This window comes from Salinicola halophilus (genome assembly GCF_003206155.1).
Taxonomy (GTDB): domain Bacteria; phylum Pseudomonadota; class Gammaproteobacteria; order Pseudomonadales; family Halomonadaceae; genus Salinicola; species Salinicola halophilus.
In genome coordinates this window covers 131,966-158,388 of sequence record NZ_PZJV01000001.1, presented here as the reverse complement: position 1 = coordinate 158,388, position 26,423 = coordinate 131,966, and the positions used below count along the sequence as shown (strand labels likewise).

Genomic DNA, 26,423 nt, shown 5'->3' with positions numbered 1-26,423 from the left:
GTCGGGTGCGGGCTCGTTGGCGTCGTTCAGAACAGTCGATTGAGGCCGTTCTGCGCGGCGATACGGTACGCCTCCGCCATAGTGGGATAGTTGAAGGTGGTATTGATGAAGTACCGCAGCGTGTTGGCCTCGCCCTTCTGCTGCATGATGGCCTGCCCGATATGCACGATCTCGGACGCCTGATCGCCGAAGCAGTGGATGCCCAGAATCTCCAGCGTCTCGCGATGGAACAGGATCTTGAGCATGCCGGCGGTGTCACCGGTGATCTGCGCGCGGGCGGTGTCCTTGAAGAACGCCTGTGCCACTTCGTAGGGCACCTTCGATTCGGTCAGCTCGCGCTCGGTCTTGCCCACCGAACTGATCTCGGGAATGGTGTAGATACCGGTGGGAATGTCGTCGACGTAGCGAAACGCCTCGCCCAGGAACTCGTCGCTGGCGCTACGCCCCTGATCGTACGCGGCACTCGCCAGACTCGGCCAGCCGATGACGTCGCCTACGGCAGAAACGTGCGAAACCGCCGTGCGGTAGTGCTCGTCCACCTGCAGTTGCCCGCGTCCGTTCGGCTCCAGGCCGACGTTCTCGAGACCCAGCTCGTCGGTATTGCCGGTGCGGCCGTTCGCCCAGAGAAAAGCATCCGCTCGCAGCCGCTTGCCGGACTCCAGGTTGACCACTACGCCCGATTCGTCACCCTCGACGCTGCGATACGCTTCGTTGTGACGGATCAGCACGCCGTTGTTGCGAAGCTCGTAGGAGAGCGCGTCGCTGATCTCGTCGTCCAGGAACGACAGCAGTCGTTCACGGGTATCGATCAGGTCGACCTTGACCCCGAGTCCAGAGAAGATCGAGGCGTACTCCGACCCGATGACGCCGGCGCCATAGATGATCATGGTCCGCGGCGTGTGCGAGAGACCCAGGATGGTATCGGAGCAGTAAATACGCGGGTGGCGGAAATTGACGTCCGCCGGCCGATAGGGCCGGGAACCGGTCGCAATGACGAATTGCGGCGCGCTCAGCTCCTCTACGCCTTCATGGTTGTCCCGGACCACGACGGTGTTGTCGTCGCGAAAGCGAGCAACGCCGAAATAGAGATCGATGCGATTGCGCGAGTAGAACTTGGTACGCAGCTCGACCTGCTGGTCGATGGTGACGCGAGAGCGCTCGAGCACTCGAGGAATGGAGAACCAGCGCGGTTCGCCGATATCGCGGAACATGCGGTTGGTGTTGAACTGCATGATCTGTTTGACCTGGTGGCGCAGCGACTTCGAGGGGATGGTCCCCCAGTGCGTACAGTTGCCACCGACCGACGACTGTCGTTCGATCACGGCCACTCGCTTACCGTGCTTGGCCGCGTTGATCGCGGCGCTCTCGCCCGCCGGCCCCGAGCCGATCACGACGACGTCGTATTGAGAAACTGCCATGGGTTCCGCCTGCTCCTTAGCGTAGCTTGAAACGGTGAGTCTTCTCCGCCGTCGGCGAGGCGAGCGTCAGCGCTTGATCGCGTCGTAGCCGAGATCGGCACCGCGGTTCTCGTCGCTGCGACGCTGAGCGCTCGTCACGTTCTTGCGGCTTTCTTCTTCGCAGACTTGATCGTTACCGCCGCAGATGTCGCAGCCGTCTTTCAGCCCGAGATTGTTGAGCCCACCGCAGGAACCGGCGATGGGCTTGCGGCCAACGATGACGCCCACTGCCATCCCCGCCGTCAGCAACAGCATGACCGCAAAAGCCAGAATCCAGATCGTCATGAAGTGTCTCCTCTATGCCTGACCTCACAGCGTACGCCGTCAGCGAGTCTCGAGGTTCAGTCGGTATCCTGAAGAAAGTCTTCGAACGCTTTCGAGGTGCGCGTTTCGAAGCCATTCGCGGTCTTGACCACGAGATAGACCGCCAGGTTCTCCCGCTGCGCCATGCCGAACCCGGCCTCGGGGCCGAGTACGTCGATGGCGGTGGCGAGTCCGTCAGCGGTCATGCAGTCGTCGGCGATGACGGTCACCGATACCAGGTGATGCGTGACGGGACGCCCCGTGCGCGGATCGATGGTGTGCGAATAGCGCTTGCCGTCTTCTTCGAAGTAATTGCGATAGTCTCCAGAGGTCGCGACCGCGGCGTCGTCGAGCTCGATGATACGCTGCACGCTTCGCTCGTTCGAGACCGGCTTCTCCACGGCGACCCGCCAAGGCTCACCGCCGGGCTTGTCACCTCGCGAACGGATCTCTCCGCCCACCTCGACCAGATAGCGCGTGATATCGAGCTCATCGAGCGTTCGGGCGACGGCATCCACGCCGTAACCCTTGGCGATCGACGAAAGATCGACGTAGACAGGCCGGGTCTTGGTCAGCGTATTACCGTCGAGCTCAAGGGCATGATAGTCGACGTTGGCCAGCGCCTCGTCGATCGCCGCCTGACCCGGCACGCGGTCGGGATGCTTGTCCGGGCCGAAGCCCCAGAGATTCACGACCGCGCCGACGGTGACATCGAATGCGCCGTCAGACATCTCGCCGAGACGGATCGACTCGCGCACGACATCCGCCGTCTCCGGAGACAGCGAGACAGGCTCCCCCACCGGCGCCCGATTGAACCGGGAGAGCTCGGAGTCCGTCTTGTAGGTCGACATCAACTGATCCACGTGGTCCAGCGACGCCTTGACGCGCGTCTCGATCGTATCCAGACGGGCATCGTCGTAATCGCCGAAGAAGGTAACGTGGAACCCGGTGCCGAAGATGGGCCCTTCGAGTCGGTAGGACTGCGGCTCACGCTCGCAGGCCGTCAGCATGACCAACAGCAGCAGGGCCAACCCCAGAAGGATCGGCCCTGTCGGTCTGCGCGTTGACGCTTCGATCATCCGCCGAAGTCATCCAGCATGATGTTCTCCGGCTCGACGCCGAGATCGGTCAGCATCTTGATCACCGAGGCGTTCATCATCGGCGGTCCGCACATGTAGTACTCGCAATCCTCTGGCGCCGGGTGATCCTTGAGATAGTTCTCGTAAAGCACGTTGTGAATGAAGCCGGTCGCCCCTTCCCAATTGTCTTCGGGAAGCGGATCCGAGAGCGCCAGATGCCAGTCGAAGTTGTCGAACTCCTCGGCCAGCTGGTCGTACTCTTCGTTGTAGAACGTCTCCCGCCAGGAACGAGCGCCGTACCAGAACGACATCTTGCGCGAGGACTTCAGCCGCTTGAGCTGATCGAAGATATGGCTTCGCATCGGCGCCATTCCGGCACCGCCACCGATGAAGACCATCTCGGCGTCGGTATCCTTGGCGAAGAACTCCCCGAACGGGCCCATCACGGTCACCTTGTCACCCGGCTTGAGGGCGAAGACATAGGTCGACATCAGCCCCGGCGGATGGCTCGAGTTGGGCGGCGGCGTCGCGATACGGATGTTGAACTTCAAAATCCCTTTCTCTTCGGGATAGTTCGCCATCGAGTAGGCGCGGATGATCTCTTCGTCATTCTTGTGGGAGACGTCGAAAAGCTTGAACTTCTCCCAATCGCCCCGGTACTCCTCTTCGATCTCGAAGTCGGAGAACTTGACGTCGTAAGGCGGTGCCACCAGCTGCACGTAGCCGCCGGCGCGGAACGCCACTTCTTCACCTTCGGGGAGCTTCAGGTTGAGCTCCTTGATGAAGGTCGCGACGTTGGGGTTTTCGACGACTTCACACTCCCACTTCTTGACGCCGAAGACCTCCTCCGGCACCTGCACCTTCATGTCCTGCTTCACCGGCACCTGGCAGGAGAGCCGCCAGCCCTCCTTCTTCTCGCGCATGGTGAAGTGGGACTCTTCCGTCGGCAGGATCGAGCCGCCGCCCTCTTCGACCTGGCACTTGCACTGCGCGCAGGAGCCGCCGCCGCCACAGGCGGAAGAGAGAAAGATGCCGTTGGCGGCCAGCGTCTGCAGCAGCTTGCCGCCGGCCTGCGTGGTCACGGTATTGTCGGGGTCGCCGTTGATCTCGATGGAGACGTCGCCGCTGCTGACCAGTCGGCTTCGCGCGGCCAGAATCACGCCCACCAGCCCTAGCACGATGGCGGTGAACATGACGACGCCGACCACGATGACAGATGTATCGATCATGTCGGTTTCCTGTATTCCCTGTTCGTGTTGGGGTTAGAGCTGAATGCCGGAGAAGGACATGAAGCCCAGCGACATCAGACCCACCGTGATGAAGGTGATACCCAGCCCCTGCAGACTCGCCGGCACGTCGCTGTATTTCAGCTTCTCGCGGATACCGGCCAGCGCGGTGATCGCAAGCGCCCAGCCGAACCCGGCACCGGCGCCGTAGATCACGGATTCACCGAAGGAGTAGTCGCGCTGCACCATGAAGAGCGACGCCCCCATGATCGCGCAGTTTACGGTGATCAGCGGCAGAAAGACGCCCAGCGCGTTGTAGAGCGCCGGCACGAACTTATCCAGAAACATCTCCAGGATCTGGACGATCGCCGCGATGACGCCGATATAACTCAGAAGGCCCAAGAAGCTGAGATCGATGTTCTCGGCGCCTTCGAGGCCGGTCCAGCTCAGCGCGCCCGCTTTCAACAGATAGTTGAGAATCAGGTTGTTGACGGGAACGGTGATCGTCAGTACGACGATGACCGCGACGCCCAGGCCGATGGCCGAAGAGATCTTCTTGGAAACGGCCAGGAAGGTACACATCCCCAGGAAAAAGGCGAGCGCCATGTTCTCGACGAAGACCGCCTTAACGAACAGGCTGACATAATGTTCAAACATTGGCGGTCTCCTTGATCTTGGCCTTGCTGTTGGAAACGATGCGGTATTCCGTCTTCTCGACCTGATCCGGGTTGAACCAGCGCAGCACCCAGATGAACAGACCGATGACGAAGAACGCCGACGGTGGCAAAAGCATCAGGCCGTTGGGAACGTACCAGCCGCCGTTCTGCACGGTCGGCAGCACGGTCAGACCGAACACGCTCCCCGAGCCGAGAAGCTCACGTACGAAGCCCACCACCAGCAGAATCACGGCGTAGCCGAGACCGTTGCCGACGCCGTCGAGGAAACTCATCACCGGACCGTTCTGCATGGCGTACGCCTCGGCGCGCCCCATGACGATACAGTTGGTGATGATCAGGCCGACGAAGACCGACAGCTGCTTGGACATTTCATAGGCAAACGCCCGCAGCACCTGGTCCACCACGATCACCAGCGACGCGATGATCGTCATCTGCACGATGATGCGGATGGAGGACGGGATATGGCTGCGAATCAGCGATACGAACAGGTTCGAGAACGCGGTGACCGCGATGACCGCCAGCCCCATGACCAGCGATACGCTCATCTGGTTGGTGACGGCGAGCGCCGAGCAGATACCGAGTACCTGCAGCGCGATCGGGTTGTTCTTGAAGACCGGGGACAGGACGACGTCTTTGACCGAGTCGGTAGCCATCTTCAAGCTCCTCCTTGTGAAGCGTCATGGAAGCGCGCGAGATAGGGCGCGTAGCCCTGCTCGCCCAGCCAGAAGCGCAGCATGTTGGTGACGCCGCGACTCGTGAGCGTAGCACCCGACAGCGCATCGACCTCGTATTCCGTGTCGGCGCCGCCTTTCACGAGTTCGATCTGCGGGTCGCGATACTCGCCCTCTTCGTAGATCTTCTTGCCGTCCCACTGGGCTTTCCAGCGCGGGTTTTCGACCTCGCCACCGAGGCCCGGCGTTTCGGACTGATCGTAGTAGGAGAGCCCGACGATCGTGTTGCCATCGCCGCGCACAGACAGAAAGCCTTCCATCAGTCCCCAGAGGCCCTGACCACGAATCGGCATCACGACCTGATCCGGATTCTCCGGGTCGCCCACCAGATAGACGGTGGAGAAGTTCTCCTGACGGCCGATGCCGGCAATGTCGTTGTCACCCGAGAGCGTACGCGAAGTGGCCGGATCGTTGGCCGCATCGAACTGATCGTACGTTGCGGGGTCGAGATCGTCGGAGTACTCGCCAGTCTCTAGATTCACTACCCTCGGGGTGATCAGCTGATCGTACTTCTCGTCGACGTCATCACCCGGCTGATAGAGCTCGGTAACCTGCAGGATGTTGCTCTTGCGGTCGAGCGCCTGGTTCTCGAGCTGTTTGGGCTTGAGCACCACGGCGGCAGACGACACCACCACCGAGCAGACCACGCAGAGCGAGAATGCGACGATCAGCGTCTTCTTGATCGAGTTGTTGCTCGCCATCAGACAGCCTCCTTCTGGGCCGGCGCCAGCGCGGCAAGGCGCTTCTGACGTCGTTTGACGTTGGCATTCACGAAATAGTAATCGATCAGCGGCGCGAACAGGTTGGCGAAGAGAATCGCCAGCATGATGCCCTCGGGGAATGCCGGGTTGACCACGCGAATGAGTACTGTCATCACGCCGATCAGCGCCCCGAAGATCAGCTTGCCGGGATTGGTCATCGACGCGGAGACCGGGTCGGTGGCCATGAACACCATGCCGAATGCGAAACCGCCGACGACCAGGTGCCAGTACCAAGGCATGCCGAACATCGGGTTGCTTTGCGATCCCACCAGATTGAACAGCGAGGCGCAGGCGGCCATCCCCAACAGCACGCCCAGCATGATCCGCCAGGAGGCCACGCGGGTCAGAAGCATCACCACGGCCCCGAGCAGGATGGCCAGTGTGGACGTCTCGCCGAGCGAGCCGGGAATGAAGCCGTAGAAGGCATCGAACCAGCTGTACTGCTGATGCACCGCATCCATACCCCCCAGAGAAGCGTGGGAAAGTGCGGTCGCGCCGGTATAGCCATCCGCGGCGACCCAGACGCTGTCACCGGATATCTGTCCCGGATAGGCGAAGTAGAGGAAGGCACGCCCGGTGAGCGCCGGATTGAGGAAGTTCTTGCCGGTGCCGCCAAAGATCTCCTTGCCGACCACGACACCGAAGGTGATGCCGAGCGCCACCTGCCACAGCGGGATGGTCGGCGGCAGCGTCAGCGCGAAGAGTACGGAGGTGACGAAGAAGCCTTCGTTGACCTCGTGACCGCGCTTGACCGCGAAGAGCACTTCCCAGAAGCCACCGACGATGAAGGTGACCAGATAGATCGGGAGGAAGTAAGTCGCGCCCAGCACGAAGTTCGACCACAGGCTACCCGGATCGTGCCCGCCGGCGAACGCCAGCGTCAGCGTCTCGCGCCAGCCGCCAAGCGCCTGGTAGCCGTCGGCGATGGCCGTATTGGCCTGGAACCCGGCGTTGTACATGCCGAAGAACATCGCGGGGAAGGTGCACATCCACACCGTGATCATGATGCGCTTGAGATCGATGCCGTCGCGGACGTGCGTCATGCTCTTGGTGACGCTGGGCGGCGAATAGAAGATCGTGTCTACCGCCTCATAGAGCGCGTAGAACTTCTCGTATTTACCGCCCTTCTCGAAATGAGGCTCAAGCTTGTCGAGCGTGTTGCGAATCCCCATCGTCAGGCCTCTTTTTCGATCGTGTTCAGATTGTCACGCAGAATGGGACCGTACTCGTACTTGCCCGGGCAGACGTAGGTACAGAGCGACACGTCCTCTTCATCCAGCTCCAGACAGCCGAGCTGCATGGCGCTTTCGATATCACCGACGATCAGCGAGCGCAGAAGCTGCGTGGGCAGAATGTCCAGCGGCATGACTTTCTCGTACGCCCCGATGGGGACCATCGCGCGCTCCGACCCGTTGGTCGAGGTGTTTGGCGCATAGTTGGTGAGCCCCAGAAAGCGAGAGATGTAGATACCCGTGACCGAATGGCGGTGGCGACCCGGCGAGAGCCAACCCAGAAACGCGCGCTTGTTGCCCTCTTCGAGCATCGAGAACTGTCGGTGGAACCGGCCGAGATAGTGACGATAGTCCTCGCACTCGGTGCCGCCGAAGATCGAGCCGGAGATGACGCGAGTGTCTTCAGGGCTCTCGATCTCGCCTTCCAGCAACTCCGTGCTACTCGCCCCTATACGCGTACGGACGAGCCTTGGATTCGTCGCTCGCGGCCCGCCGATCGCGACCACGCGGGTCGGATCCAGCCGCCCCTCGGCGAAGAGCTTGCCCATGGCGATGACGTCCTGGTAGTCGAGATACCAGACCTCGCGGTTGAGCCCGACCGGCGACAGAAAATGAATGTGCGTACCGGGCAGCCCCGCCGGATGTAGCCCTTCGAACCCCTCGGCGCGTACGCCTTCGAGATCGTCACCGGGCAGCGCGGCGTCACCGCGACGACAGACGAACACCTTGCCCGGGGTCAGCGGACGCAGCGCCTGCAGGCCGTTCTGGAATGCCTCGGCGTCGGCCTCGATGATCACCCGAGGATCCGCGCTCAGCGGATGGGTGTCGATCGCCGTGACGAAGATATCGGCCGGCACGGCGTCGATCGCCGGCGTGCGCGAGAACGGGCGCGTGCGCAGCGCAGTCCAGAGCCCCGACTCGATCAGCTGATCGACGACCTGCTGCCGCTCGAGCTTGGCGAGGCCCTCAGCGCCGTGCGCGGTGTACGCCTCGCTCTGCTCGTCTTCGTCGAGACGAATCACGACCGACAGCAGGCGGCGTTTCTCACCGCGATTGATAGCGATGACTTCGCCACCGCCCGGCGAGGTGAAACGCACGCCCTCGACCTTCTTGTCGGTGAACAACAGCTGACCGCGCTTCACCCTGTCGCCCTCGCGCACCTCCATGGTCGGACGCATACCGACGTAGTCGGTCCCGACCAGCGCGACGTGACGCACGACGCGCCCCTCGTCGATACGCTGCGCCGGTGCTCCCATCACGGGGAGATCCAGGCCTCGTTTGACTTCGATCATAGTCTCGCCCAGTTGTCGAATCTGATGTGATAGAGGAAAGAGGCTCGATGGACGTCAGACAGGTCCGGCATCCAGCGCCGTTGCGATGGGCAGGAGATGACGTCTCGGAATTCGAAAGCGTTTCTTCTCAGAAGAGGTGACTTTGGTGGCGACGCCTCGCGCACGCCACGGCAAAAAACGCGCACCATTATAATGAGCGGGGCCCTGAAAGGCCACTCACCGGACGGCGGGTAAAAGGCAGCGAAAACGCCAAAACCCCGACGAAATCGGGGTTTTGTAAGACTAAAGTCTAATATCTCGACGCGACGGTCACGACGTCGAGGCTTCAGGGCGTTGCCGGCAAATAGCGGTGGCGTACGTTGGAGACGTACTGAAGGATACGCACCACCTGACAGCTATAGCCGAACTCGTTGTCATACCAGACGTAGACCACTGCCTGCTTGCCGTCAGCGATGGTGGCCTTGGCATCGACGATACCCGCGTGGCGATTGCCCACGAAATCCGACGACACGACTTCCGGTGAATCCACGTAGTCGATCTGCTTGTGCATCGGCGAGTGCAGCGCCATCTGCCGCAGATAGTCGTTGAGCGTCTCGCGGTCCGTCTCGCGCTCGAGGGTGAGATTGAGGATCGCCATCGAGACGTTGGGCGTCGGCACGCGAATGGCATTGCCGGTGAGCTTGCCGGCGAGTTCCGGCAGCGCCTTGGACACTGCCTTGGCGGCCCCGGTCTCGGTCAGCACCATGTTGAGCGGTGCGCTGCGCCCGCGGCGGTCGCCCTTGTGATAGTTGTCGATCAGGTTCTGATCGTTGGTGTAGGAGTGGACCGTCTCGACGTGCCCGTGAGCGACGCCGAACTCGTCCTGTATCGCCTTGAGCACCGGCACGATGGCATTCGTCGTGCAGGAGGCCGCGGAGATGATGCGGTCGTCCTCACCGATCGTGTCGCTGTTGATGCCGTGGACGATGTTCTTGAGATCGCCCTTGCCCGGCGCCGTCAGCAGCAACTTGGCGACACCCTTGGACTCGAGGTGCTGCGCCAGACCCTCTCGGTCACGCCATTTGCCGGTATTGTCGACCACGATGGCGTTGTCGATACCGTAGGCGGTGTAGTCGATCTGCGAAGGGGAGTCTGCGTAGATGATGCGAATGGTATGACCGTTGGCGACCAGCGTCTGATTCTCGCTATCGACGTCGATGGAGCCGCCGAACGGCCCGTGCACCGAATCGCGACGCAGCAGGCTCGCCCGCTTCTCCAGATCGTCGCCGTCACCGCGAACCACGATGGCGCGCAGCCGCAGCAGGTTACCGCCGCCGGCCTTTTCGATCAGGATTCGCGCCAGGATTCGACCAATACGGCCGAAGCCGTAAAGCACGACGTCCTGGGGCTCTCCGCCCATGCCACTGGCATCGTGACCGTCGACGATGTCGGCGAGCTCCCGCTCGAGAAACGCGACGACGTCCTGCTCGCCGGATTGCTTGAATGCCACGCCCAGCCGACCGATATCGATGTGTGCCGGGCCCGGGTTCAGCGCAACGATCGCCTTGACCATCGGTAGCGTGTCGCAGACCGAAAGCTCGATCCCTTCGACCTTGCGCACGTAGCGATGGTTCTTGAGGATGCGCAGCACCGAACGGTTGATCAGCGAGCGCCCGTAGAGCGACGGAATCACGTTGTACTCGCGGTAGAGCTTGCCCAGCAGCGGGATCATCTCCTCCGCTCGCGCCTCGTTGTCCTGCCACTGCTGAAAAACGCTATCGTGCGACTGTTCGCTCACGGACGGGCCTCGCTTGGCGTGTGTCGATCGGATTCGGATCAGTGAAATGAAGCGGAGTGCGGTCGGCACCTATCGCCGGCGATATCTCCACTCGGCGCCGACAGCCAACCTAAAACGCGAGCATTATCCGCAGGCTATGAAAGGCCTCGCAATCTCGGCGTGGTCGCAAAAGGTGTAGTTTCACTACACCGATCTTCCTACCGCGAGCGGCGGCCCGGCTGCCCCTGTCGATTCAATGAGCCACGCGTCGCCCACATCGAGGCGATTCGTCGGGCACTTCGATGCTCACCGTGCACTCGCGTTTCTCACCGGCCTGCTATCATCTGTGCCTACCATTTCTCGCCAACCTCTCTTCGCCATCGAAAGGTCCATGTCGCAATTCAGCCCTCTCTCGCCTCCGCGCCCCCGCGGCGTGCGCGAAACGACTTACTGCCAGCTCCCGCACGGTAGCGCTTCGGCGTTAACGCTCGCGCGGCTGGCAGAAGACGCGCCGCTCCTCGTGGTCACGCCGGACACCGCCAGCGCTCAGCGCCTGGAGACAGCGCTTCGTTTCTACGCCGACACACCGGTGATGCCCTTTCCTGACTGGGAAACGCTGCCCTACGACAGTTTCTCGCCCCACCAGGACATCGTCTCCGCGCGCCTGCGTACGCTGCGTGAACTGCAGGAAGGCACGCGCGGTATCGTGCTGGTGCCGATCAACACCCTGATGCAGCGATTGCCGCCGAGAGACTACGTCGCCGGGCGCGTGCTCACGCTCGCCACTGGCGAGCAGCTGGACCGCGAGAAGTTTCGCGAGCGGCTTTCCCGGGCCGGCTACCGCGCGGTGGAGACGGTCTACGAGCCCGGCGAATACGCCATGCGCGGCGCACTGATCGACCTCTTTCCCATGGGCACGGAAGCGCCGCTGAGGATCGACCTGTTCGACGACGAGATCGACTCGCTGCGCCGCTTCGATCCGGATTCGCAACGCTCCGGCGACAAGATCGAGCGCATCGAACTGTTGCCTGCCCACGAGTATTCACTGTCGCGCTCGGCGATCGCCTGCTTTCGGGAAGGATTCGAGACGCTGTTCGACGTCGATCCGCGCCAGTGCCCGCTCTACGTCGATGCGATCAAGGGTATCCCGTCGCCGGGACTCGAGCAGTACCTGCCGCTGTTCTTCGAGGAGACCGCGACGCTGTTCGAGCATCTTGCCGACGACACGCGCGTGGCCCTGCTGCCCGACGTTCACGCCGCCGCCGAGAGTCACTGGCGCGCCATCGAAAGCCGCTACGAGAACCTCGGCGTCGACCCGACTCGCCCGCTGCTGCCGCCAGCGCGCGCCTTCGTGCCCGTCGCGGAGGTGTTCGCCGCCATCAAGCGCCACCCACGGCTCGAGTTCACCGCGACCGACGACGAGGCCAGCACCTACATCAGCGCGACCCAGACTCCGCCGGCCGTCGCCATCAACGCCCGCGCGCAGCAGCCGCTGGCGACGCTCGAGCAGTTCCTCGGGGCCCATCACGGTCTACGCGTGCTGTTCGTCGCCGAATCGCGGGGCCGCCGGGAAGCGCTCGACGAAACGCTCTCGCCATTGATCCGGGGCATTCCTCACGTCGAGAACTGGCGAGAATTTCTCGAGGGCGACAGCGACTACGCGATCACCGAAGGCGGACTCGACGAAGGACTCTGGCTGGGGGACCCGGCGGTTGCCGTGATCACCGAGACCGAGCTCTACGGTGAAGTCGTCCGCCAGTCGCGCCGCCGCGCCAAAGCGACCGACGACAACGAGCTTGCCGTGCGTCACCTGTCGGAGCTCAAGCCCGGCTCGCCAGTGGTTCATCAGTATCACGGCGTCGGCCGCTATCAGGGGCTCGAGACGATCCACGCCGGCGGCGTGGCGGCGGAGTTCCTGGCACTCGAGTACGCCAACGGCGCCAAGCTCTACGTCCCGGTGGACAATCTGCAGCTCATCTCGCGCTACGCCGGCGCGAGCGACGAACTCGCCCCGCTGCACAAGCTCGGCTCCGACACCTGGGACAAGGCCAAGCGCAAGGCGGCAGAGAAGGTACGCGATACCGCTGCCGAGCTGCTCGACATCTACGCTCGCCGCGAAGCGCGAGAGGGCTTCGCCAGCGACGCCCCGGGAGACGAGTACGCGCGCTTCGCCGCCAGCTTCCCGTTCGAGGAGACACCGGATCAGCTTGCGGCGATCGAAGCGGTGATCGACGACATGACGGCATCCACGCCGATGGATCGCGTGGTCTGCGGGGACGTCGGCTTCGGCAAGACCGAGGTCGCCATGCGCGCGGCGTTCCTGGCGGTCAACTCCGGACGCCAGGTCGTCGTGCTCGTGCCCACCACCCTGCTCGCCCAGCAGCACTACGACAACTTCCGCGACCGCTTCGCCGACACCGCGGTACAGATCGAGATGCTCTCGCGCTTCACCGGCGGCAAGGGGGAAACCGACACCATGACGCGGGTCGCCGAGGGCCGCGCGGACATCATCATCGGCACCCACAAGCTGCTGTCGAAGTCGTTCAAGGTGCCCAACCTGGGCCTGATGATCATCGACGAGGAGCACCGTTTCGGGGTCTCGCAGAAGGAGCGGTTGAAGCAGTTACGGGCCGAGGTCGACATCCTCACGCTTACCGCCACGCCGATTCCACGAACGCTCAACATGGCGATGAACGGGATCCGCGACCTGTCGATCATCGCCACGCCGCCGGCGAAACGACTCTCGGTGAAAACCTTCGTTCAGAGCCGCAACGAGCCGGTGATCAAGGAAGCGATCCTGCGCGAAATCCTGCGTGGCGGTCAGGTCTACTTCCTGCACAACGAGGTCAAGACGATCGAGTCGAGCGCCGACAAGATTCGCGAGCTGGTGCCGGATGCCCGCGTCGGCGTCGCCCACGGCCAGCTGCCGGAGCGGGCCCTGGAGCGCGTGATGTCGGACTTCTACCACAAGCGTTTCAACGTACTGGTCTGCTCGACCATCATCGAGACCGGGATCGACGTACCCAGTGCCAACACCATCGTCATCGAGCGCGCCGACAAGTTCGGCCTCGCCCAGCTGCACCAGCTTCGCGGACGTGTCGGGCGTAGTCACCACCAGGCCTATGCCTATCTGCTGACGCCACCGCCCAAGGCGATGACCAAGGACGCCATCAAGCGGCTCGAGGCGATCACGCAGAGTGACGATCTCGGCGCCGGTTTCACCCTGGCCAGCCACGACATGGAGATTCGGGGCGCCGGCGAGCTGCTCGGCGACGAACAGAGCGGGCAGATGGAAACCGTGGGTTACAGTCTCTACATGCAGATGCTCGACCGCGCGGTGAAGGCGATCCGCGCCGGCAGAACGCCCAATATCGAAGCCCCGCTCGACGAAGGTACCGAGCTGAGCCTCAATCTGCCCGCCCTTATCCCCGACGACTATCTGCCGGACATTCAGCAGCGACTGGTGATGTACAAACGCATTTCGAGCGCGACGGACGAGGCCGAGCTCAAGGAGCTGCAAGTCGAAATGATCGATCGCTTCGGGCTGCTGCCGGGGCCGGTGAAGACCCTGTTCCGCCAGACCCAGCTACGTCAGCGCGCCGAGCGCCTGGGCATCGCCAAGCTGGAAGCGGGGGCGGAGCGTGGCCGGGTCATCTTCAACGCCGAGCCGCAGATCGACCCGATGACGCTGGTCGAGCTGATCCAGCGTTTCCCGCAGCGCTACAAGCTGGAAGGCGCCGACACTCTGCGCTTCTATGCCGACATGGAAAAAGAGACGCAGCGTCTGGAGTGCATCGACGAGCTGCTCGATACGCTCAACCGCAAGGCCAAGGCGGCCTGAGCCGCGAACCGCGAACNNAAAAGCGCCAGCGACGAACGTCGCTGGCGCTTCTTGGTTTTTTGGCTCGAAGCTGCTCTCTACAGCGCCCCGAAGCCGGCGCTTGTCTCTTCACAGCGCCCCGGAGCCGGCGCTCGTCTTTTCACAGCGCCCCGGAGCCGGCGCTTGCCTTTTCACAGCGCCCCGAATCCGGCACGTATCTCTGCGCTCTTCGCCCGCCATCAATCCGCGCGACGCAGCCGAATCCGGGTGATCTCGGCCGGCGCACCAAAGCGCATGGGCGGCCCCCAGTAGCCGGTACCGCGACTGGTATAGACCCACATTTGCTCTTCTCGTCCCAGGCCGGCCAGAAACCGATTGGCGCGCCGCGCCAGCACCGTCCACGGCCAGATCTGGCCGCCGTGAGTATGGCCGGAAAGCTGCAGATCGAAGCCCGCCTTCGCCGCCGCCGGCGCGGAGTTCGGCTGGTGCGCCAGCAGCACCCGCGGCACCGCCTCCGGAATCGCGGCCGCCGCCGCGGCCGGGTCGCTACGATGCGCGGCCACGTAGTAGCCGGCGGAGAGATCCGGCACGCCGGCGATGGCGAGCGTCGCCCCGTGGTGCTCGAGCAGCGTCGCCTCGTTGACCAGCATCTTGACGCCCGCGCGGCGAAACGCCTCGACCCAGGCTTCGGCCTCACTGTAGTACTCGTGATTGCCGGTGACGCCAAAGGTTCCGTGGCGCGAGGTCAGCTCCGCCAGCGGTGCGATCTCCGCCTCCAGCTCGTTGACACGCCCGTCGGTCATGTCGCCGGTGATCGCAACCATATCGGCATCGAGGGAATTGACGCGGCGAACGATCGCTGCCAGATGGCCTCGCTTGATCGTCGGCCCTACGTGCAGGTCACTCAGCTGTACGATCGAAAACCCCTCGAGCTCGCGCGCCAGCTGCGCAATGGGAACCGACACCTCGACCACCCGCGGTACGCGCCGTGCCTGATAAAGCGACCATGCCGAGAGCGCAAGCGTCGTGCCGATGGCGATCCAGGCGCTCGGCGCGCTCAGATTCGCGACCGGTAACGCTAGCGCGACCAGCAGTACGAGATCACGCAGCACGGTAGACCAGAGCAGAAACGAGAATGCCCCTGTCATCACGGCGATCGGCCAGGCCAGCCAGCGATCGTTGAGCCAGTTCACGCGCATGACGAGCGGCAGACTGATCGCGCTGAGCGCAAGATAGGCGCTCGCCAGGATCGCCCCCCACATCGGCAGCATCAGCCCCGGCAGCAGGCGAATGCCGATATACAGATGCAGGAGCAACACGATCAGGCGAATACGCAGGAAGAATCGGTGGTGGCGCACGGTCTGAACCATCCCAAAGGTCTTGAATCGATGAATGACGCGTAATGGCGGGACGCTCGATATCGAAAACGGCGGCAACCGATGCTCGCCGAGGTGTCATGGCCCTCGAACGATTTCACGCTGGCGCCCGCGAGCGATCACGATCTGTATAATGCGCGTCGGTGGGACGCCCCGTCCTACGTCCACCCTCTTACGTCTCAGGAGCTCTCATGTCACTGGCGAATGCCGCTTGGCTGGTCTCGGTCGTGGCGACCACGATTGGGTTCGCCGCTTTTTTCACCTTCAGTGCCACTCGGCGACGCGGCCTGTTGCCGACGGCCTTGATCTCCGTGGCGATCGCCATCGCCGCCTCGCTCATTGCAGCCCTCAACCAGTAGCCATGGTCGACAGTCATCGACAGCGGCGCTGCTCGCTGCCGAGTCGAAGACGATGCGACTACCCACAGCAGCGCCTGTCGCGGCAAGCGATAGGCGTCAATCAATGGACCGTGGCGGAGTCCTGAGGCTCTTCCTCTTCACCCTCCCAGAGATGAGTCCGGGTGATGGCATGGTCGAGCATCTCGCGCCCCACGTCGAAGCGGCTGCGCTTGAGAAGCTCCACGGCTTCCTCGGAAAAGCGGATCGATACCAGCGGTTCGCCGCTGGCTTCGGCCGGGCGCAGCACGACTTCTCCATTGGCGAGCTCGACGATTTCCAGAATCGCGGTATCTGACATGGCGATGGCCTCCTACTGGTCGCAACGACCGAAATAGCCGCGACGATACGAGACAGTCACGGCGCCCCGAAACGAGGGTGACAAGCAATAAAAAACGACCAGGGCCTGGGCCCCGGTCGTCTTACGATGATCACTAGATTAACACGCCGGTCACGAAGTGGTCACCCTCGTCACGTTCCCCCTCACCACTCGAGGCTACCCTCGCGCAGCGAGGAGAGCAGCGCCTTGAACTCTCGATGACACCAGCGCAGCTGATCCGTCAGCGCCGGCGCCGAGCCGCTGACGATCAGCCCCGTCCGCTGGCCTCGTGATGCCGCCCCGCGGTCGCTGCGCAGCGCGTCGGCATGCTTGAGCAGTACGGCAAGCCAGCTCTGTTCGTCAGCGGCCAGCTCGCGTAGGCGTTCGAGTTCGGCCACGCGCATATCCGTCGCCGCGAACCAGGCCCGCCAGCCGTCGAGCGCCCGATTGGTGTGCTCGGTGACTTCGCGCAGCAGCGCGTCGACGGCAAGCTCGAGCGTTGCGACCGCGGCTTCTTCCAACGCCATGCGCCGCGCCATCGCCTGCTCGTCGTCGCCAGCCTCCGCGTCGAGCAGCAGCTCGGCGTGGTGCAGCAGCTGGTTGGTACGAGCGGGCGAACTCACTTGCGCTTGTCCTCGACCTGCCAGTGACCGTTGTCATAGGTCGCTCGCCAGCCGGTCGCCTTGCCGTCCTGGTCGGTCATCACGAACTGGCTCTTGGTCTTGCGCGAGAAGCGAATCTGGGCCGGCCGGCCGTCCGGGTCCTCGCTAGGCGCTTCCAGCAGGAAGTGGTACTTCTCGGGCAGCTCCTTGGAATGAGCCTTGAGCTCCTTGACCAGCGGCGGACGCGTCTCGCGATTCTTGGGGAACTGGCTCGCCGCCAGGAACAGGCCGCTGGCGCCGTCGCGGAGTACGTAGTGATCCTCCACCTTCTGACACTGAAGCTCCGGCATCGGGATCGGATCGATCTTCGGCGGCGCGACTTCGCCGCTCTTGAGCAGCTTGCGGGTGTTACCGCACGCCTCGTTGGTGCAGGCGAAGTACTTGCCGAAACGCCCGCTCTTCAACTGCATCTCCGAGCCGCACTTGTCGCACTCGATCACCGGGCCGTCGTAGCCCTTGATACGAAAGCGCCCCTGCTCGATCTCGTAGTAACCGTCGTCGTCGTTACTGATGTAGAGCTTGCGGCTCTCGTCGATGAGATAGCTGTCCATCGCCGTGCCGGTATGGGGATTACGCCGCTTGGCCAGCAGCGCGTCGGTCTCGGCGGCTTCGTCGGCGTCGGCCGGTACGGCCTCTTCGCCGGGAATCAGATCGATGGTGGTCTTGCAGCGCTCTTTCGGCGGCAGGTTGTAGCCGGAGCAGCCGAGAAAGACGCCGGTGGACGCGATGCGAATCTGCATCGGCCGTCCGCAGGCCGGACAGTCAATGTTGGTCTCGATCGGCTCGTTGGGCCGCATGCCGTCATCACCCTGGGCATGCTCCAGCTGTGCCTTGAACTCGGCATAGAAGGCATCCAGCAGTGCTCGCCAGTTCTCCTGACCGCCCGCGACTTCATCGAGGCGATCCTCCATGCGCGCGGTAAAACCGTAGTCGAGCAGATCGTTGAACGACTCGACCAGCCGATCGGTGACGATCTCGCCGAGCTTCTCGGCATAGAAACGCCGGTTGTCCAGCTTGACGTAGCCGCGGTCCTGGATGGTGGAGATGATCGCCGCGTAGGTCGACGGGCGGCCGATCCCGCGCTTTTCGAGCTCCTTGACCAGGCTCGCTTCGGTGTAGCGCGCCGGCGGTTTAGTGAAGTGCTGCAGCGGGTCGAGCTGCTCGAGCGTGAGCACGTCGCCCTTGGCGATGTCGGGCAGTTGCGCCTGCTCGTCCTTCTTGCCCATCGGTTTCATCACGCGGGTATAGCCGTCGAACTTGAGCACGCGGCCGCGAGCCTTGAGTTCGAAGCCGTCGAGCTCGATCGTGAGCGTCGTTGCCAGGTAGTCGGCCGGCACCATCTGACACGCCACGAACTGGCGCCAGATCAGCTCGTAGAGACGCTGCGCGTCCCGCTCCACCGGCAGGTCGTCGGCACGCTGTTTGACGCTGGAAGGACGAATCGCTTCGTGTGCCTCCTGGGCGTTCTGCTTGCTGGAGTAGCGGTTGGGCGCCTCCGGCAGGTAGCCCTTACCGAACTCGCTTTCGATGAAGTCGCGCGCGTTGGCGACGGCATCCTGCGAGAGGTTGGTCGAGTCGGTTCGCATGTAGGTGATGTAGCCGGCCTCGTACAGGCGCTGGGCCAGCGTCATCGTTTTCTTGACCGAAAAGCCGAGTCGGCCGCTCGCCGCCTGCTGCAGCGTCGAGGTGATGAATGGCGCGTTGGGCTTGGAGCTGGTCGGCTTGGTCTCGCGATCGGTGACGGTGTAGCTGTCGCGGCGCAGCTTGGCGATGCGCGATAGCGTCTCCTGCTCGGAGGTCGGGCGGAACGTCTCACCGTTTTCCCGTGCCACTTCGAAGCGCACCGCCTCGCCGTCGGCGGTGACCGTGTCGGCGTGGACGTCCCAGAACTCTTCCGGCACGAAGGCGCGAATGTCGCGTTCGCGGTCGACGATCAAGCGCACGGCGACGGACTGCACTCGCCCGGCGGATAGCCCGCGCGCGATCTTGCTCCAGAGCAGCGGCGACACCATGAAGCCGACCACGCGATCGAGGAAGCGCCGGGTCTGCTGCGCCTCGACTCGGGCGATGTTCAGATCACCGGGCTCTTTGAAGGCCTCCTGGATCGCATTCTTGGTGATCTCGTTGAACACCACACGCTTGTAGCGAGCGTCGTCGCCGCCGATGGTCTCCTTGAGGTGCCAGGCGATCGCCTCCCCCTCGCGATCCAAGTCGGTCGCGAGATAGATGGTGTCACTCTTGTCGGCGAGCTTCTTGAGCTCCTCGACCACCTTCTCCTTGCCCGGCAGCACTTCATAGTTCGCGCGCCAGTCGTCTTCGGGGTCGATACCCATGCGACGGATCAGCTGATCCCACTGCTTGCGCTTTTGATAGACCGCTTTCTCGTCGGGCGACATCTTCCGCGTCGCCGCCGCCTGGCGACCACGCTCCTTGGGATCGACCGCCTGCTTCGACGAGCCACTGGTCGGCAGGTCACGGATATGCCCGACGCTCGACTTAACGACGAAGTCGTTACCGAGATATTTGTTGATGGTCTTGGCCTTGGCCGGAGACTCAACGATTACCAGTGACTTGCCCATAGCGCTCCTGCTTCATTGAACTAGCGTCGATTCCGGCCGCCATCGATGTGTGGTGACGCCGACACGATAGCCATCGCGCCAGACATTGGTGTCGATCGGGGCGCCTCGGCCGCGCCACGCATCCCGCATGATAGACCGCGTACGGTCGCGATCGAGGCGCCTATCAAGGTAGCTCGCCGATCGAGGGTGCCGCGCCGGTGGAGGTTAGCGCGCCGATCGAGGATGGAACGTGACGACGGACGGGGCCGGACCGGAAAATCCGCCTACCCTACCCTAGCCGTTGCCAGTGCGCCAGCCGGGCGAAACCACCCCGAGAATCGCCGAGCGCCCGCCCCTCGCGCTCGGGAATGCGTCACGCGCGGCCGACGGCGAGAGAGACCATCGGCTTTGGCGGCCAGATGTCGCGGCGACGACCGGCGCGCAACATCGCCTCCGGCCAACCCTCGTCCTGACGCCGACGGCGTCGCTTCACCAATCACCGCCGCCTAGGCTAGCACCTCGGACATCGGCGGCTGCGTGATGTAAAATCACCCCTCGTTTCGGTCGTCGGTGGCCCCGTCCAGGCTTAGCCAGGGCTCTCCTCCGGCGTGACGACCCTTCAGTTGCCAGGAGTTTCCCCATGCAGCACGCGTTTCACGGCCCGATTCGCCGCACCAAGATCGTTGCCACCCTCGGCCCCGCTACGGATCGAGACGGCGTTCTGGACGCTATCATCGAAGCCGGGGTCGACGTCGTCCGCTTGAATTTCTCCCACGGCAGTGCCGACGACCACCGTCGGCGACTGGAAGCGGTGAGAGAAGCGGCCGAACGCCACGGCCGCGCCGTCGCGGCACTGGGTGACCTGCAGGGGCCGAAAATCCGTATCGCTCGTTTCGCAGCGGAAGGTGGCGTGAAGCTCGTCAAAGGCCAGCCGTTCGTTCTCGACGTGTCGCTGGACCGGAATGCCGGCGACAGCGAGCGGGTCGGCTGCGACTACGCCGAGCTCGCCGACGACGTCAAGGCCGGCGATGTGCTGCTGCTCGACGACGGCCGTCTGGTACTCAAGGTCGATCGCATTGAAGGCCCCCGGATCTTCACCACGGTCGAAGTGGGCGGCAAGCTGACCAACAACAAGGGCATCAACAAGCAGGGGGGTGGCCTCTCCGCGTCGGCGCTGACCGAGAAGGACAAGGAGGACCTGAAGACTGCGATCGACATCGGTGTCGACTATCTCGCGGTCTCCTTCCCGCGTAGCGGCGCGGACATGCAGTACGCCCGTGAACTGCTCGGGGAAGCCGGACAGAATATCGGTCTGGTGGCCAAGGTCGAACGCGCCGAGGCGGTCGCCGACGACGAAACCCTCGACGACATCATCCGCGCCTCCGAGGCGGTGATGGTCGCCCGCGGCGATCTCGGCGTGGAGATCGGCGACGCCCAGCTGATCGGCGTGCAGAAGCGCATCATCGGTCGCGCCCGCACCCTCAACAAGGTGGTCATCACGGCGACCCAGATGATGGAGTCGATGATCGAGTCGCCGCTACCGACCCGGGCCGAGGTGTTCGACGTCGCCAATGCCGTGCTCGACGGCACGGACGCAGTGATGCTCTCGGCGGAGACGGCAGCCGGTGACTATCCGGTCGAGACCATTCACGCCATGAATCGTCTCTGCCTCGGTGCCGAGCGCGAGCGCAGTGCTCAAGAGTCGAAGCACCGCATCCACGAAGGCTTCACCCGCATCGACGAGACGGTCGCGCTGTCGGCAATGTACGCCGCCAACCATCTCTCCGGCGTCGTGGCCATCGCCTGTCTCACCGCGACCGGCTACACCCCGCTGATCGCGTCGCGCATCCGCTCGGGCCTGCCGATCGTCGCCCTCGCGGAGACGCCCGAAGTCCAGCGACGCATGGCGCTCTATCGCGGCGTCGTCTCTCTGGTCTTCGACGCCTCCGCGCTACCGCTGACCGAGATCAACGCCGGCGCCGTCGCCGAGCTGGTGGGGCGCGGCCTCGCGAGCCCGGGCGATCATGTCATCCTGACTCGCGGCGACCACATGAACGCCCACGGCGGCACCAACGCGATGAAGATCATTCAGGTCGAAGGGTGATCGACAACGCCCGGTGACGTCGCCCGCTTCCAACGGGCGACCCGGGAACGCCGTCACAACCGACGACGCGGCGCTTCAGCGCCGCGTCGTCGTTTTAGTCTTCGGCTTCGGCTTCGGCTTCGGCTTCGGCTTCGGCAAAGATTCGGTGCCGCCCTACTCGATCTCGAGGAGCACCTCGCCGGGCGTGACCCGATCGCCCTTGGCGACATGAACGGCCTTGACCGTACCGCCGACGCGGGCCTGAACCTCGCTCTCCATCTTCATAGCCTCGGTGATCAGCACTGCCTGCCCCTCTTTGACACTGTCTCCCACGGCGACGAGGACATCGACGATGTTGCCCGGCATCGAGGTCGTCACGTGCCCGGGTGAATTCGCCTGCGCGCGCCCGCCCTTCTTGCTGTCGTCGGCGACGAACTCGTCCTTCGCCTCGAAAACCACCTCCTCCGGCATCCCATCGAGGGTGAGATAGAGCCGTCGACGACTGCCGCTACCGCTGCCGACGCCCGTGATCTGCACCTCGTAGGACTCGCCGTGGACGTCGATCACGAACTCCGTGGGCACGCCCTCGGTGACCGGTCGCTCGACGCTAGTGTCGGCGACGGCCGGCAGCGCTTCGGGCACCAGTGTCCCGTCTCGTCGCCCCTGCAGATACTCACGCCCGAGATCGGGGAACATCGCGAAGGTGAGCACGTCCTCTTCGCTCTCGGCGAGATCGCCGATATCGGCGGTCAGGCGCGCCATTTCCGGCTTGATCTGGTCGGCCGGACGCCCCTCCTCCACCTCGGCGTTGCCGATGGCCTGATGCCGCACTTTGGCATCCACCGGCGCCGGCGGCTGGCCGTAGCCTCCCGTCAGGTAGCGCTTCACCTCGTTGGTGATGGTCTTGTAGCGCTCGCCGGCGAGCACGTTCATCGCCGCCTGCGTGCCGACGATCTGCGAGGTGGGCGTGACCAGCGGCGGATAGCCCAGATCGGCGCGGACACGAGGAATCTCCTCGAAGACGTCGCGAATGCGGCCGAGCGCATTCTGCTCCTTCATCTGATTGGCGAGATTGGACATCATGCCGCCCGGCACCTGCCAGATCTGCACACCGACGTCCTCGCGGGTGTACTCGCTCTCGAAGCCGGCGTATTTCTTGCGCACCTCGCGGAAGTAATCGCCGACTTCCTTGAGGGCGATCAGGTCGAGACCGGTGTCATACGGCGTCTGCTGGAACGCGGCCACCATCGCTTCGGTCGAGGGGTGGCTGGTCCCCCCGGCGAAAGCCGAGATACAGGTATCGAGATGGCGACAGCCCGCCTCCACCGCCTTCATCTGACTCAACGAGGCCAGCCCCGACGTGGCGTGGGCGTGCAGATGGATCGGCACCGCGACCGCGCCCACCAGCGCCTCGACCAGCTCTGAGGTCGCGTACGGCGTCAGCAACCCGGCCATGTCCTTGATCGCGATGGAGTCCGCGCCCATGTCGACCAGTCGTTTGGCCTGCTCGACGTAGGTCTCCAGCGTATGCACGGGGCTGACGGTGTAGCAGATAGTGCCCTGGGCGTGCTTGCCGCTCTGCTTGACCGCCCGCATCGCGGTCTCCAGGTTGCGCAGGTCGTTCAATGCATCGAAGACGCGGAAGATATCGATGCCGTTGCCGGCGGCGCGGGCAACGAAGCGCTCGACCACATCGTCGGCATAGTGACGGTAGCCGAGCAGGTTCTGTCCGCGCAGTAGCATCTGCAGCGGCGTGTTGGGAATCGCCTCCCGCAATGAAGCCAGGCGCTCCCAGGGATCCTCTTTCAGAAAGCGTACGCAAGCATCGAAGGTCGCCCCGCCCCAGACCTCGAGCGAATGAAAGCCGATGGCGTCGAGCTGGCTGCATATCGGCAGCATGTCTTCGGTGCGCATACGGGTGGCGATCAGCGACTGATGACCGTCGCGCAGCACGACGTCACTGAGTTTCACGGCGGAAGCGTTGGCGTCGTTCATGATGAGACTCCTGAAGCGATTCGAGACGATGTCAGATACCGGCATGGGCGGCGATGGCGGCGGCAATGGCGAGCGCGACCGCTTCGGGGTTGCGCTTCACGGAGTAGTCGAGCAGCTCCGGGTGCGCTGGCACGAAGCCGGTGTCGAAGCGCCCGCTTCGAAAGTCCGGATGGCGCAGGATCTCCTGATAGTACGGCGCTGTCGTCTTCACCCCCTGCAGGCGCATGTCGTTGAGCGCGCGAATGCCGCGATTCAGGGTCTCTTCCCAGGTCATGCCCCAGACGATCAGCTTCAGACACATCGAGTCGAAATAGGGTGGGATCGTGTAGCCGGTATAGATGGCAGTGTCGGTGCGCACCCCGGGCCCGCCCGGGGCGTAGTAGCGCGTGATGCGCCCGAAACTCGGCAGGAAATCGTTCTTGGGGTCCTCGGCGTTGATCCGAAACTGGATCGCGTAGCCGTGATGGACGATGTCCGCCTGCCGATAAGCGAGTCGGTCGCCGGCGGCGATGCGCAGCTGTTCGCGCACGATATCGACACCGGTGATCGCTTCGGTGATGGTGTGCTCGACCTGAACCCGCGTATTCATCTCCATGAAGTGGACTTCGTTGTCCTTGACCAGGAACTCCACGGTGCCGGCATTCTCGTAGCCCACCGCCTGCGCTGCGCGTACTGCCATCTTGCCCACGTAGCTGCGCTGCTCCGGCGTCAGCTGCGGGCTCGGCGCGATCTCGATGAGCTTTTGATTGCGACGCTGAATGGAGCAGTCGCGCTCGAATAGATGGATCACGCTGCCATGGCGGTCGGCAAGGATCTGCACTTCGATGTGATGCGGGTCGACGACGCACTTCTCGAGGAAGACCTCGGCGCTGCCGAATGCCTTGGTCGCTTCGGAGATCACCCGATCCCAGGCGAGTTCCAGCTGCTCTGGCGTATCGCAGCGCCGAATGCCGCGGCCGCCGCCGCCGGAAGTGGCTTTCAGCATGACCGGATAGCCGATCGCCTGCGCCACCGTCAGCGCTTCTTCTCGGTCGGCGAGGTTGCCTTCGGAGCCCGGCGTGACCGGCACGCCGGCCTCGCGCATCGCCGTGCGCGCCGCGGTCTTGTCGCCCATCTTGGCGATCACGTCCGCGCTCGGGCCGACGAAGACGACGCCCGCTTCGCTGCAGATACGCGCGAACTCGGCGCTCTCCGAAAGAAAACCATAGCCCGGGTGAATCGCATCGCACCCGGTCTCCCGAGCCAGATTCACCAGACGACGGGGATCGAGGTAGCCCGCCAGCGGATCGTCGCCGACGAAATGCGCCTCGTCCGCCCGCTTGACGTGGAGAGAGAAGCGATCCGGCTCGGTATAGATCGCCACTGAACGGATGCCCATCTCCGCGCAGGCCCGTACAATACGTACGGCGATCTCGCCGCGATTGGCGATGAGCAATTTTTTGAACATCGTTTGCCTCCGAACAGCCCGTGGCACTGAGTTGTTATATCTGCCTACCGATCGCTCGGCGTTCGATTCGTGGTCAACGGCGCGCCGCGACCGTCGGCGTTGCGCATTTCACGCTAACCACGCTCGACCCAATAGAAAAATTGATATTTCTTTGCCAACCTATAAGCAATCGCTTATAGCTGCTGCTCAAAGGCGCTCCATGTCCCGACCCAACCTGCTCAATCGACTGACCTTTCGTCAGCTCCAGGTCTTCCAGGCGGTGTATCGCCAGCAGTCCTACTCGCGCGCCGCGGAGCAGCTCGGTCTCACGCAGCCAGCGGTAAGCGCGCAGATACGCCAGCTCGAACAGGCCCTCGAACAGCCGCTTTTCAAGTACGCCGGCAAGACGCTGCACGTACTACCGGCCGCCGACGCGCTGGCCGCCTCGGCACAGTCGATCTTCGGTCAGGTATCGAGCTTGCAGATGGAGCTATCGGAGCTTGCGGGAACGGTGCGGGGAGAGCTGAACATTGCCGCCGTATCGACGGCTCAGTACGTGGTACCCCACATACTGGCGCGCTTTCGCGCGCGCTACCCGCAGGTGCAGATTCGTCTCAGGGTCTGCAACCGGGTGCAGGCGCTGGAGCGCTTGGCGGAGCGTCGCGACGACGTGGTCATCATGGGCATGGTGCCGGACGACCCCAACCTCGTCTTCATGCCGATTCTAGACAACGAGTTGATTCCGCTGGTGTGGCCCGGCCATCCGCTCGCGAGTGCGACGCGGCCGACCTTCGAGGATTTTGCCCGGCACTACCTCCTGATGCGCGAGCCGGGCTCCGGCGCGCGAACGGCACTGGAGGAATTCGCCGCCCGCGAGCGGGTGTCGCTGAATCACGTGATCGAGCTTGGGACCAACGAAGCGATCAAGCAGGGCGTCATGGCACATCTTGGCGTCGCGGTACTCCCCCGCCTCGCGGTTCAGCTCGAGCTGGCCTCGGGGCTACTGGCGAGCCCCGGCATACCCGATTTCCCGCTTCGGCGATCCTGGTGCACGGTCTATCCCAAGGACCGTTACCCGACCCCGGTGACCGAGCTCTTCCTGCGCTGCGTGCGCGAACTGCTGCCCGAACTCAACGCGCATTTCCGGGCGCCGCTGACACCCATCGACCGGCCCACGCTACTCTGCCTGCCGCCGGAAGAGACGCCACTGTCATGAAAACGCCGGCGCGGATTGCCCGCACCGGCGACTCGAATCGATGGACTCGTCGCGTTTAA

Annotated in this window: 20 protein-coding genes; 4 read left to right on the top strand and 16 right to left on the bottom strand. The window is 63.6% G+C overall.

All coding sequences use genetic code 11. From position 1 onward, the window contains the following. Positions 1 to 26: 26 nt before the first annotated feature. From sthA to DOM33_RS00600, 10 genes are all read right to left on the bottom strand, one after another. A complete protein-coding gene (gene sthA / locus DOM33_RS00645; protein ID WP_110664886.1) occupies positions 27 to 1,418 on the bottom strand; it encodes a Si-specific NAD(P)(+) transhydrogenase in 1,392 nt (463 codons plus the stop codon). A 66-nt stretch (positions 1,419 to 1,484) separates the two neighbouring features. Further along, entirely contained in the window at positions 1,485 to 1,742 is a 258-nt protein-coding gene (gene nqrM, locus DOM33_RS00640; protein WP_110664884.1) for a (Na+)-NQR maturation NqrM, read from the bottom strand. Positions 1,743 to 1,798: 56 nt separating this feature from the next. Then, positions 1,799 to 2,839 (bottom strand): FAD:protein FMN transferase, encoded by a 1,041-nt coding sequence (locus DOM33_RS00635; RefSeq protein WP_110664882.1) that lies wholly within the window; start codon positions 2,837 to 2,839, stop codon positions 1,799 to 1,801. Continuing rightward, complete coding sequence (gene nqrF, locus DOM33_RS00630) at positions 2,836 to 4,068, bottom strand: NADH:ubiquinone reductase (Na(+)-transporting) subunit F (RefSeq protein ID WP_110664881.1); 1,233 nt, start codon at positions 4,066 to 4,068, stop codon at positions 2,836 to 2,838. Before nqrF ends, DOM33_RS00635 begins: the two co-directional genes overlap by 4 nt. A gap of 33 nt (positions 4,069 to 4,101) precedes the next feature. After that, entirely contained in the window at positions 4,102 to 4,722 is a 621-nt protein-coding gene (gene nqrE, locus DOM33_RS00625) for an NADH:ubiquinone reductase (Na(+)-transporting) subunit E (RefSeq protein WP_110664879.1), read from the bottom strand. Then, positions 4,715 to 5,395 (bottom strand): NADH:ubiquinone reductase (Na(+)-transporting) subunit D, encoded by a 681-nt coding sequence (locus tag DOM33_RS00620; RefSeq protein ID WP_110664877.1) that lies wholly within the window; start codon positions 5,393 to 5,395, stop codon positions 4,715 to 4,717. Before DOM33_RS00620 ends, nqrE begins: the two co-directional genes overlap by 8 nt. Positions 5,396 to 5,397: 2 nt before the next feature. Continuing rightward, entirely contained in the window at positions 5,398 to 6,177 is a 780-nt protein-coding gene (locus tag DOM33_RS00615; protein ID WP_110667396.1) for a Na(+)-translocating NADH-quinone reductase subunit C, read from the bottom strand. Further along, on the bottom strand, positions 6,174 to 7,406 hold the full coding sequence (locus tag DOM33_RS00610; RefSeq protein ID WP_110664875.1) for an NADH:ubiquinone reductase (Na(+)-transporting) subunit B: 1,233 nt from the start codon (positions 7,404 to 7,406) through the stop codon (positions 6,174 to 6,176). The genes DOM33_RS00615 and DOM33_RS00610 overlap by 4 nt, the downstream gene beginning before the upstream one ends. Positions 7,407 to 7,408: 2 nt before the next feature. Further along, positions 7,409 to 8,758 (bottom strand): Na(+)-translocating NADH-quinone reductase subunit A, encoded by a 1,350-nt coding sequence (locus tag DOM33_RS00605; protein ID WP_110664873.1) that lies wholly within the window; start codon positions 8,756 to 8,758, stop codon positions 7,409 to 7,411. Positions 8,759 to 9,083: 325 nt separating this feature from the next. Further along, positions 9,084 to 10,535: a glyceraldehyde-3-phosphate dehydrogenase gene (locus tag DOM33_RS00600; protein WP_110664871.1), complete on the bottom strand. Its 1,452-nt coding sequence runs from the start codon at positions 10,533 to 10,535 to the stop codon at positions 9,084 to 9,086. A gap of 370 nt (positions 10,536 to 10,905) precedes the next feature. Between DOM33_RS00600 and mfd the strand changes: the two genes are divergently transcribed. Next, positions 10,906 to 14,355, top strand: a complete 3,450-nt coding sequence (mfd, locus tag DOM33_RS00595) for a transcription-repair coupling factor (RefSeq protein WP_110664869.1) — start codon at positions 10,906 to 10,908, stop codon at positions 14,353 to 14,355. A 218-nt stretch (positions 14,356 to 14,573) separates the two neighbouring features. On the opposite strand, the gene DOM33_RS00590 is transcribed toward mfd, so the two are convergent. Beyond that, positions 14,574 to 15,704 (bottom strand): metallophosphoesterase, encoded by a 1,131-nt coding sequence (locus tag DOM33_RS00590; protein WP_110664867.1) that lies wholly within the window; start codon positions 15,702 to 15,704, stop codon positions 14,574 to 14,576. A 197-nt stretch (positions 15,705 to 15,901) separates the two neighbouring features. Here DOM33_RS00590 and DOM33_RS16065 point away from each other — a divergent pair, with 197 nt between their 5' ends. Continuing rightward, positions 15,902 to 16,069 (top strand): hypothetical protein, encoded by a 168-nt coding sequence (locus DOM33_RS16065; protein ID WP_162617847.1) that lies wholly within the window; start codon positions 15,902 to 15,904, stop codon positions 16,067 to 16,069. Positions 16,070 to 16,169: 100 nt separating this feature from the next. Here DOM33_RS16065 and DOM33_RS00585 read toward each other — a convergent pair whose 3' ends face one another. From DOM33_RS00585 to topA, 3 genes are all read right to left on the bottom strand, one after another. Continuing rightward, positions 16,170 to 16,406 (bottom strand): hypothetical protein, encoded by a 237-nt coding sequence (locus DOM33_RS00585; RefSeq protein WP_110664866.1) that lies wholly within the window; start codon positions 16,404 to 16,406, stop codon positions 16,170 to 16,172. A 182-nt stretch (positions 16,407 to 16,588) separates the two neighbouring features. Then, a complete protein-coding gene (locus DOM33_RS00580) occupies positions 16,589 to 17,047 on the bottom strand; it encodes a DUF6586 family protein (protein WP_110664864.1) in 459 nt (152 codons plus the stop codon). After that, positions 17,044 to 19,665: a type I DNA topoisomerase gene (topA, locus tag DOM33_RS00575; protein ID WP_110664862.1), complete on the bottom strand. Its 2,622-nt coding sequence runs from the start codon at positions 19,663 to 19,665 to the stop codon at positions 17,044 to 17,046. Before topA ends, DOM33_RS00580 begins: the two co-directional genes overlap by 4 nt. Positions 19,666 to 20,284: 619 nt before the next feature. Between topA and pyk the strand changes: the two genes are divergently transcribed. Then, complete coding sequence (pyk, locus tag DOM33_RS00570) at positions 20,285 to 21,748, top strand: pyruvate kinase (RefSeq protein WP_110664860.1); 1,464 nt, start codon at positions 20,285 to 20,287, stop codon at positions 21,746 to 21,748. A 153-nt stretch (positions 21,749 to 21,901) separates the two neighbouring features. On the opposite strand, the gene oadA is transcribed toward pyk, so the two are convergent. Next, on the bottom strand, positions 21,902 to 23,722 hold the full coding sequence (gene oadA / locus DOM33_RS00565) for a sodium-extruding oxaloacetate decarboxylase subunit alpha (protein ID WP_110664858.1): 1,821 nt from the start codon (positions 23,720 to 23,722) through the stop codon (positions 21,902 to 21,904). Between the two features lie 31 nt (positions 23,723 to 23,753). Further along, entirely contained in the window at positions 23,754 to 25,169 is a 1,416-nt protein-coding gene (locus DOM33_RS00560) for an acetyl-CoA carboxylase biotin carboxylase subunit (RefSeq protein WP_110664856.1), read from the bottom strand. 199 nt (positions 25,170 to 25,368) lie between these two features. Here DOM33_RS00560 and DOM33_RS00555 point away from each other — a divergent pair, with 199 nt between their 5' ends. Then, the gene (locus tag DOM33_RS00555; protein WP_110664854.1) at positions 25,369 to 26,364 is read left to right on the top strand and encodes a LysR family transcriptional regulator; all 996 of its coding nucleotides are present in this window, start codon (positions 25,369 to 25,371) and stop codon (positions 26,362 to 26,364) included. The last annotated feature ends 59 nt before the right edge of the window (positions 26,365 to 26,423 follow it).

Coding starts and splice junctions, on each gene's coding strand:
- sthA (WP_110664886.1), bottom strand. CDS start 1,418: ATGGCAGTTTCTCAATACGACGTCGTCGTGATCGGCTCGGGGCCGGCG.
- nqrM (WP_110664884.1), bottom strand. CDS start 1,742: ATGACGATCTGGATTCTGGCTTTTGCGGTCATGCTGTTGCTGACGGCG.
- DOM33_RS00635 (WP_110664882.1), bottom strand. CDS start 2,839: ATGATCGAAGCGTCAACGCGCAGACCGACAGGGCCGATCCTTCTGGGG.
- nqrF (WP_110664881.1), bottom strand. CDS start 4,068: ATGATCGATACATCTGTCATCGTGGTCGGCGTCGTCATGTTCACCGCC.
- nqrE (WP_110664879.1), bottom strand. CDS start 4,722: ATGTTTGAACATTATGTCAGCCTGTTCGTTAAGGCGGTCTTCGTCGAG.
- DOM33_RS00620 (WP_110664877.1), bottom strand. CDS start 5,395: ATGGCTACCGACTCGGTCAAAGACGTCGTCCTGTCCCCGGTCTTCAAG.
- DOM33_RS00610 (WP_110664875.1), bottom strand. CDS start 7,406: ATGGGGATTCGCAACACGCTCGACAAGCTTGAGCCTCATTTCGAGAAG.
- DOM33_RS00605 (WP_110664873.1), bottom strand. CDS start 8,758: ATGATCGAAGTCAAACGAGGCCTGGATCTCCCCGTGATGGGAGCACCG.
- mfd (WP_110664869.1), top strand. CDS start 10,906: ATGTCGCAATTCAGCCCTCTCTCGCCTCCGCGCCCCCGCGGCGTGCGC.
- DOM33_RS00590 (WP_110664867.1), bottom strand. CDS start 15,704: ATGGTTCAGACCGTGCGCCACCACCGATTCTTCCTGCGTATTCGCCTG.
- DOM33_RS16065 (WP_162617847.1), top strand. CDS start 15,902: ATGTCACTGGCGAATGCCGCTTGGCTGGTCTCGGTCGTGGCGACCACG.
- DOM33_RS00585 (WP_110664866.1), bottom strand. CDS start 16,406: ATGTCAGATACCGCGATTCTGGAAATCGTCGAGCTCGCCAATGGAGAA.
- topA (WP_110664862.1), bottom strand. CDS start 19,665: ATGGGCAAGTCACTGGTAATCGTTGAGTCTCCGGCCAAGGCCAAGACC.
- pyk (WP_110664860.1), top strand. CDS start 20,285: ATGCAGCACGCGTTTCACGGCCCGATTCGCCGCACCAAGATCGTTGCC.
- oadA (WP_110664858.1), bottom strand. CDS start 23,722: ATGAACGACGCCAACGCTTCCGCCGTGAAACTCAGTGACGTCGTGCTG.
- DOM33_RS00560 (WP_110664856.1), bottom strand. CDS start 25,169: ATGTTCAAAAAATTGCTCATCGCCAATCGCGGCGAGATCGCCGTACGT.
- DOM33_RS00555 (WP_110664854.1), top strand. CDS start 25,369: ATGTCCCGACCCAACCTGCTCAATCGACTGACCTTTCGTCAGCTCCAG.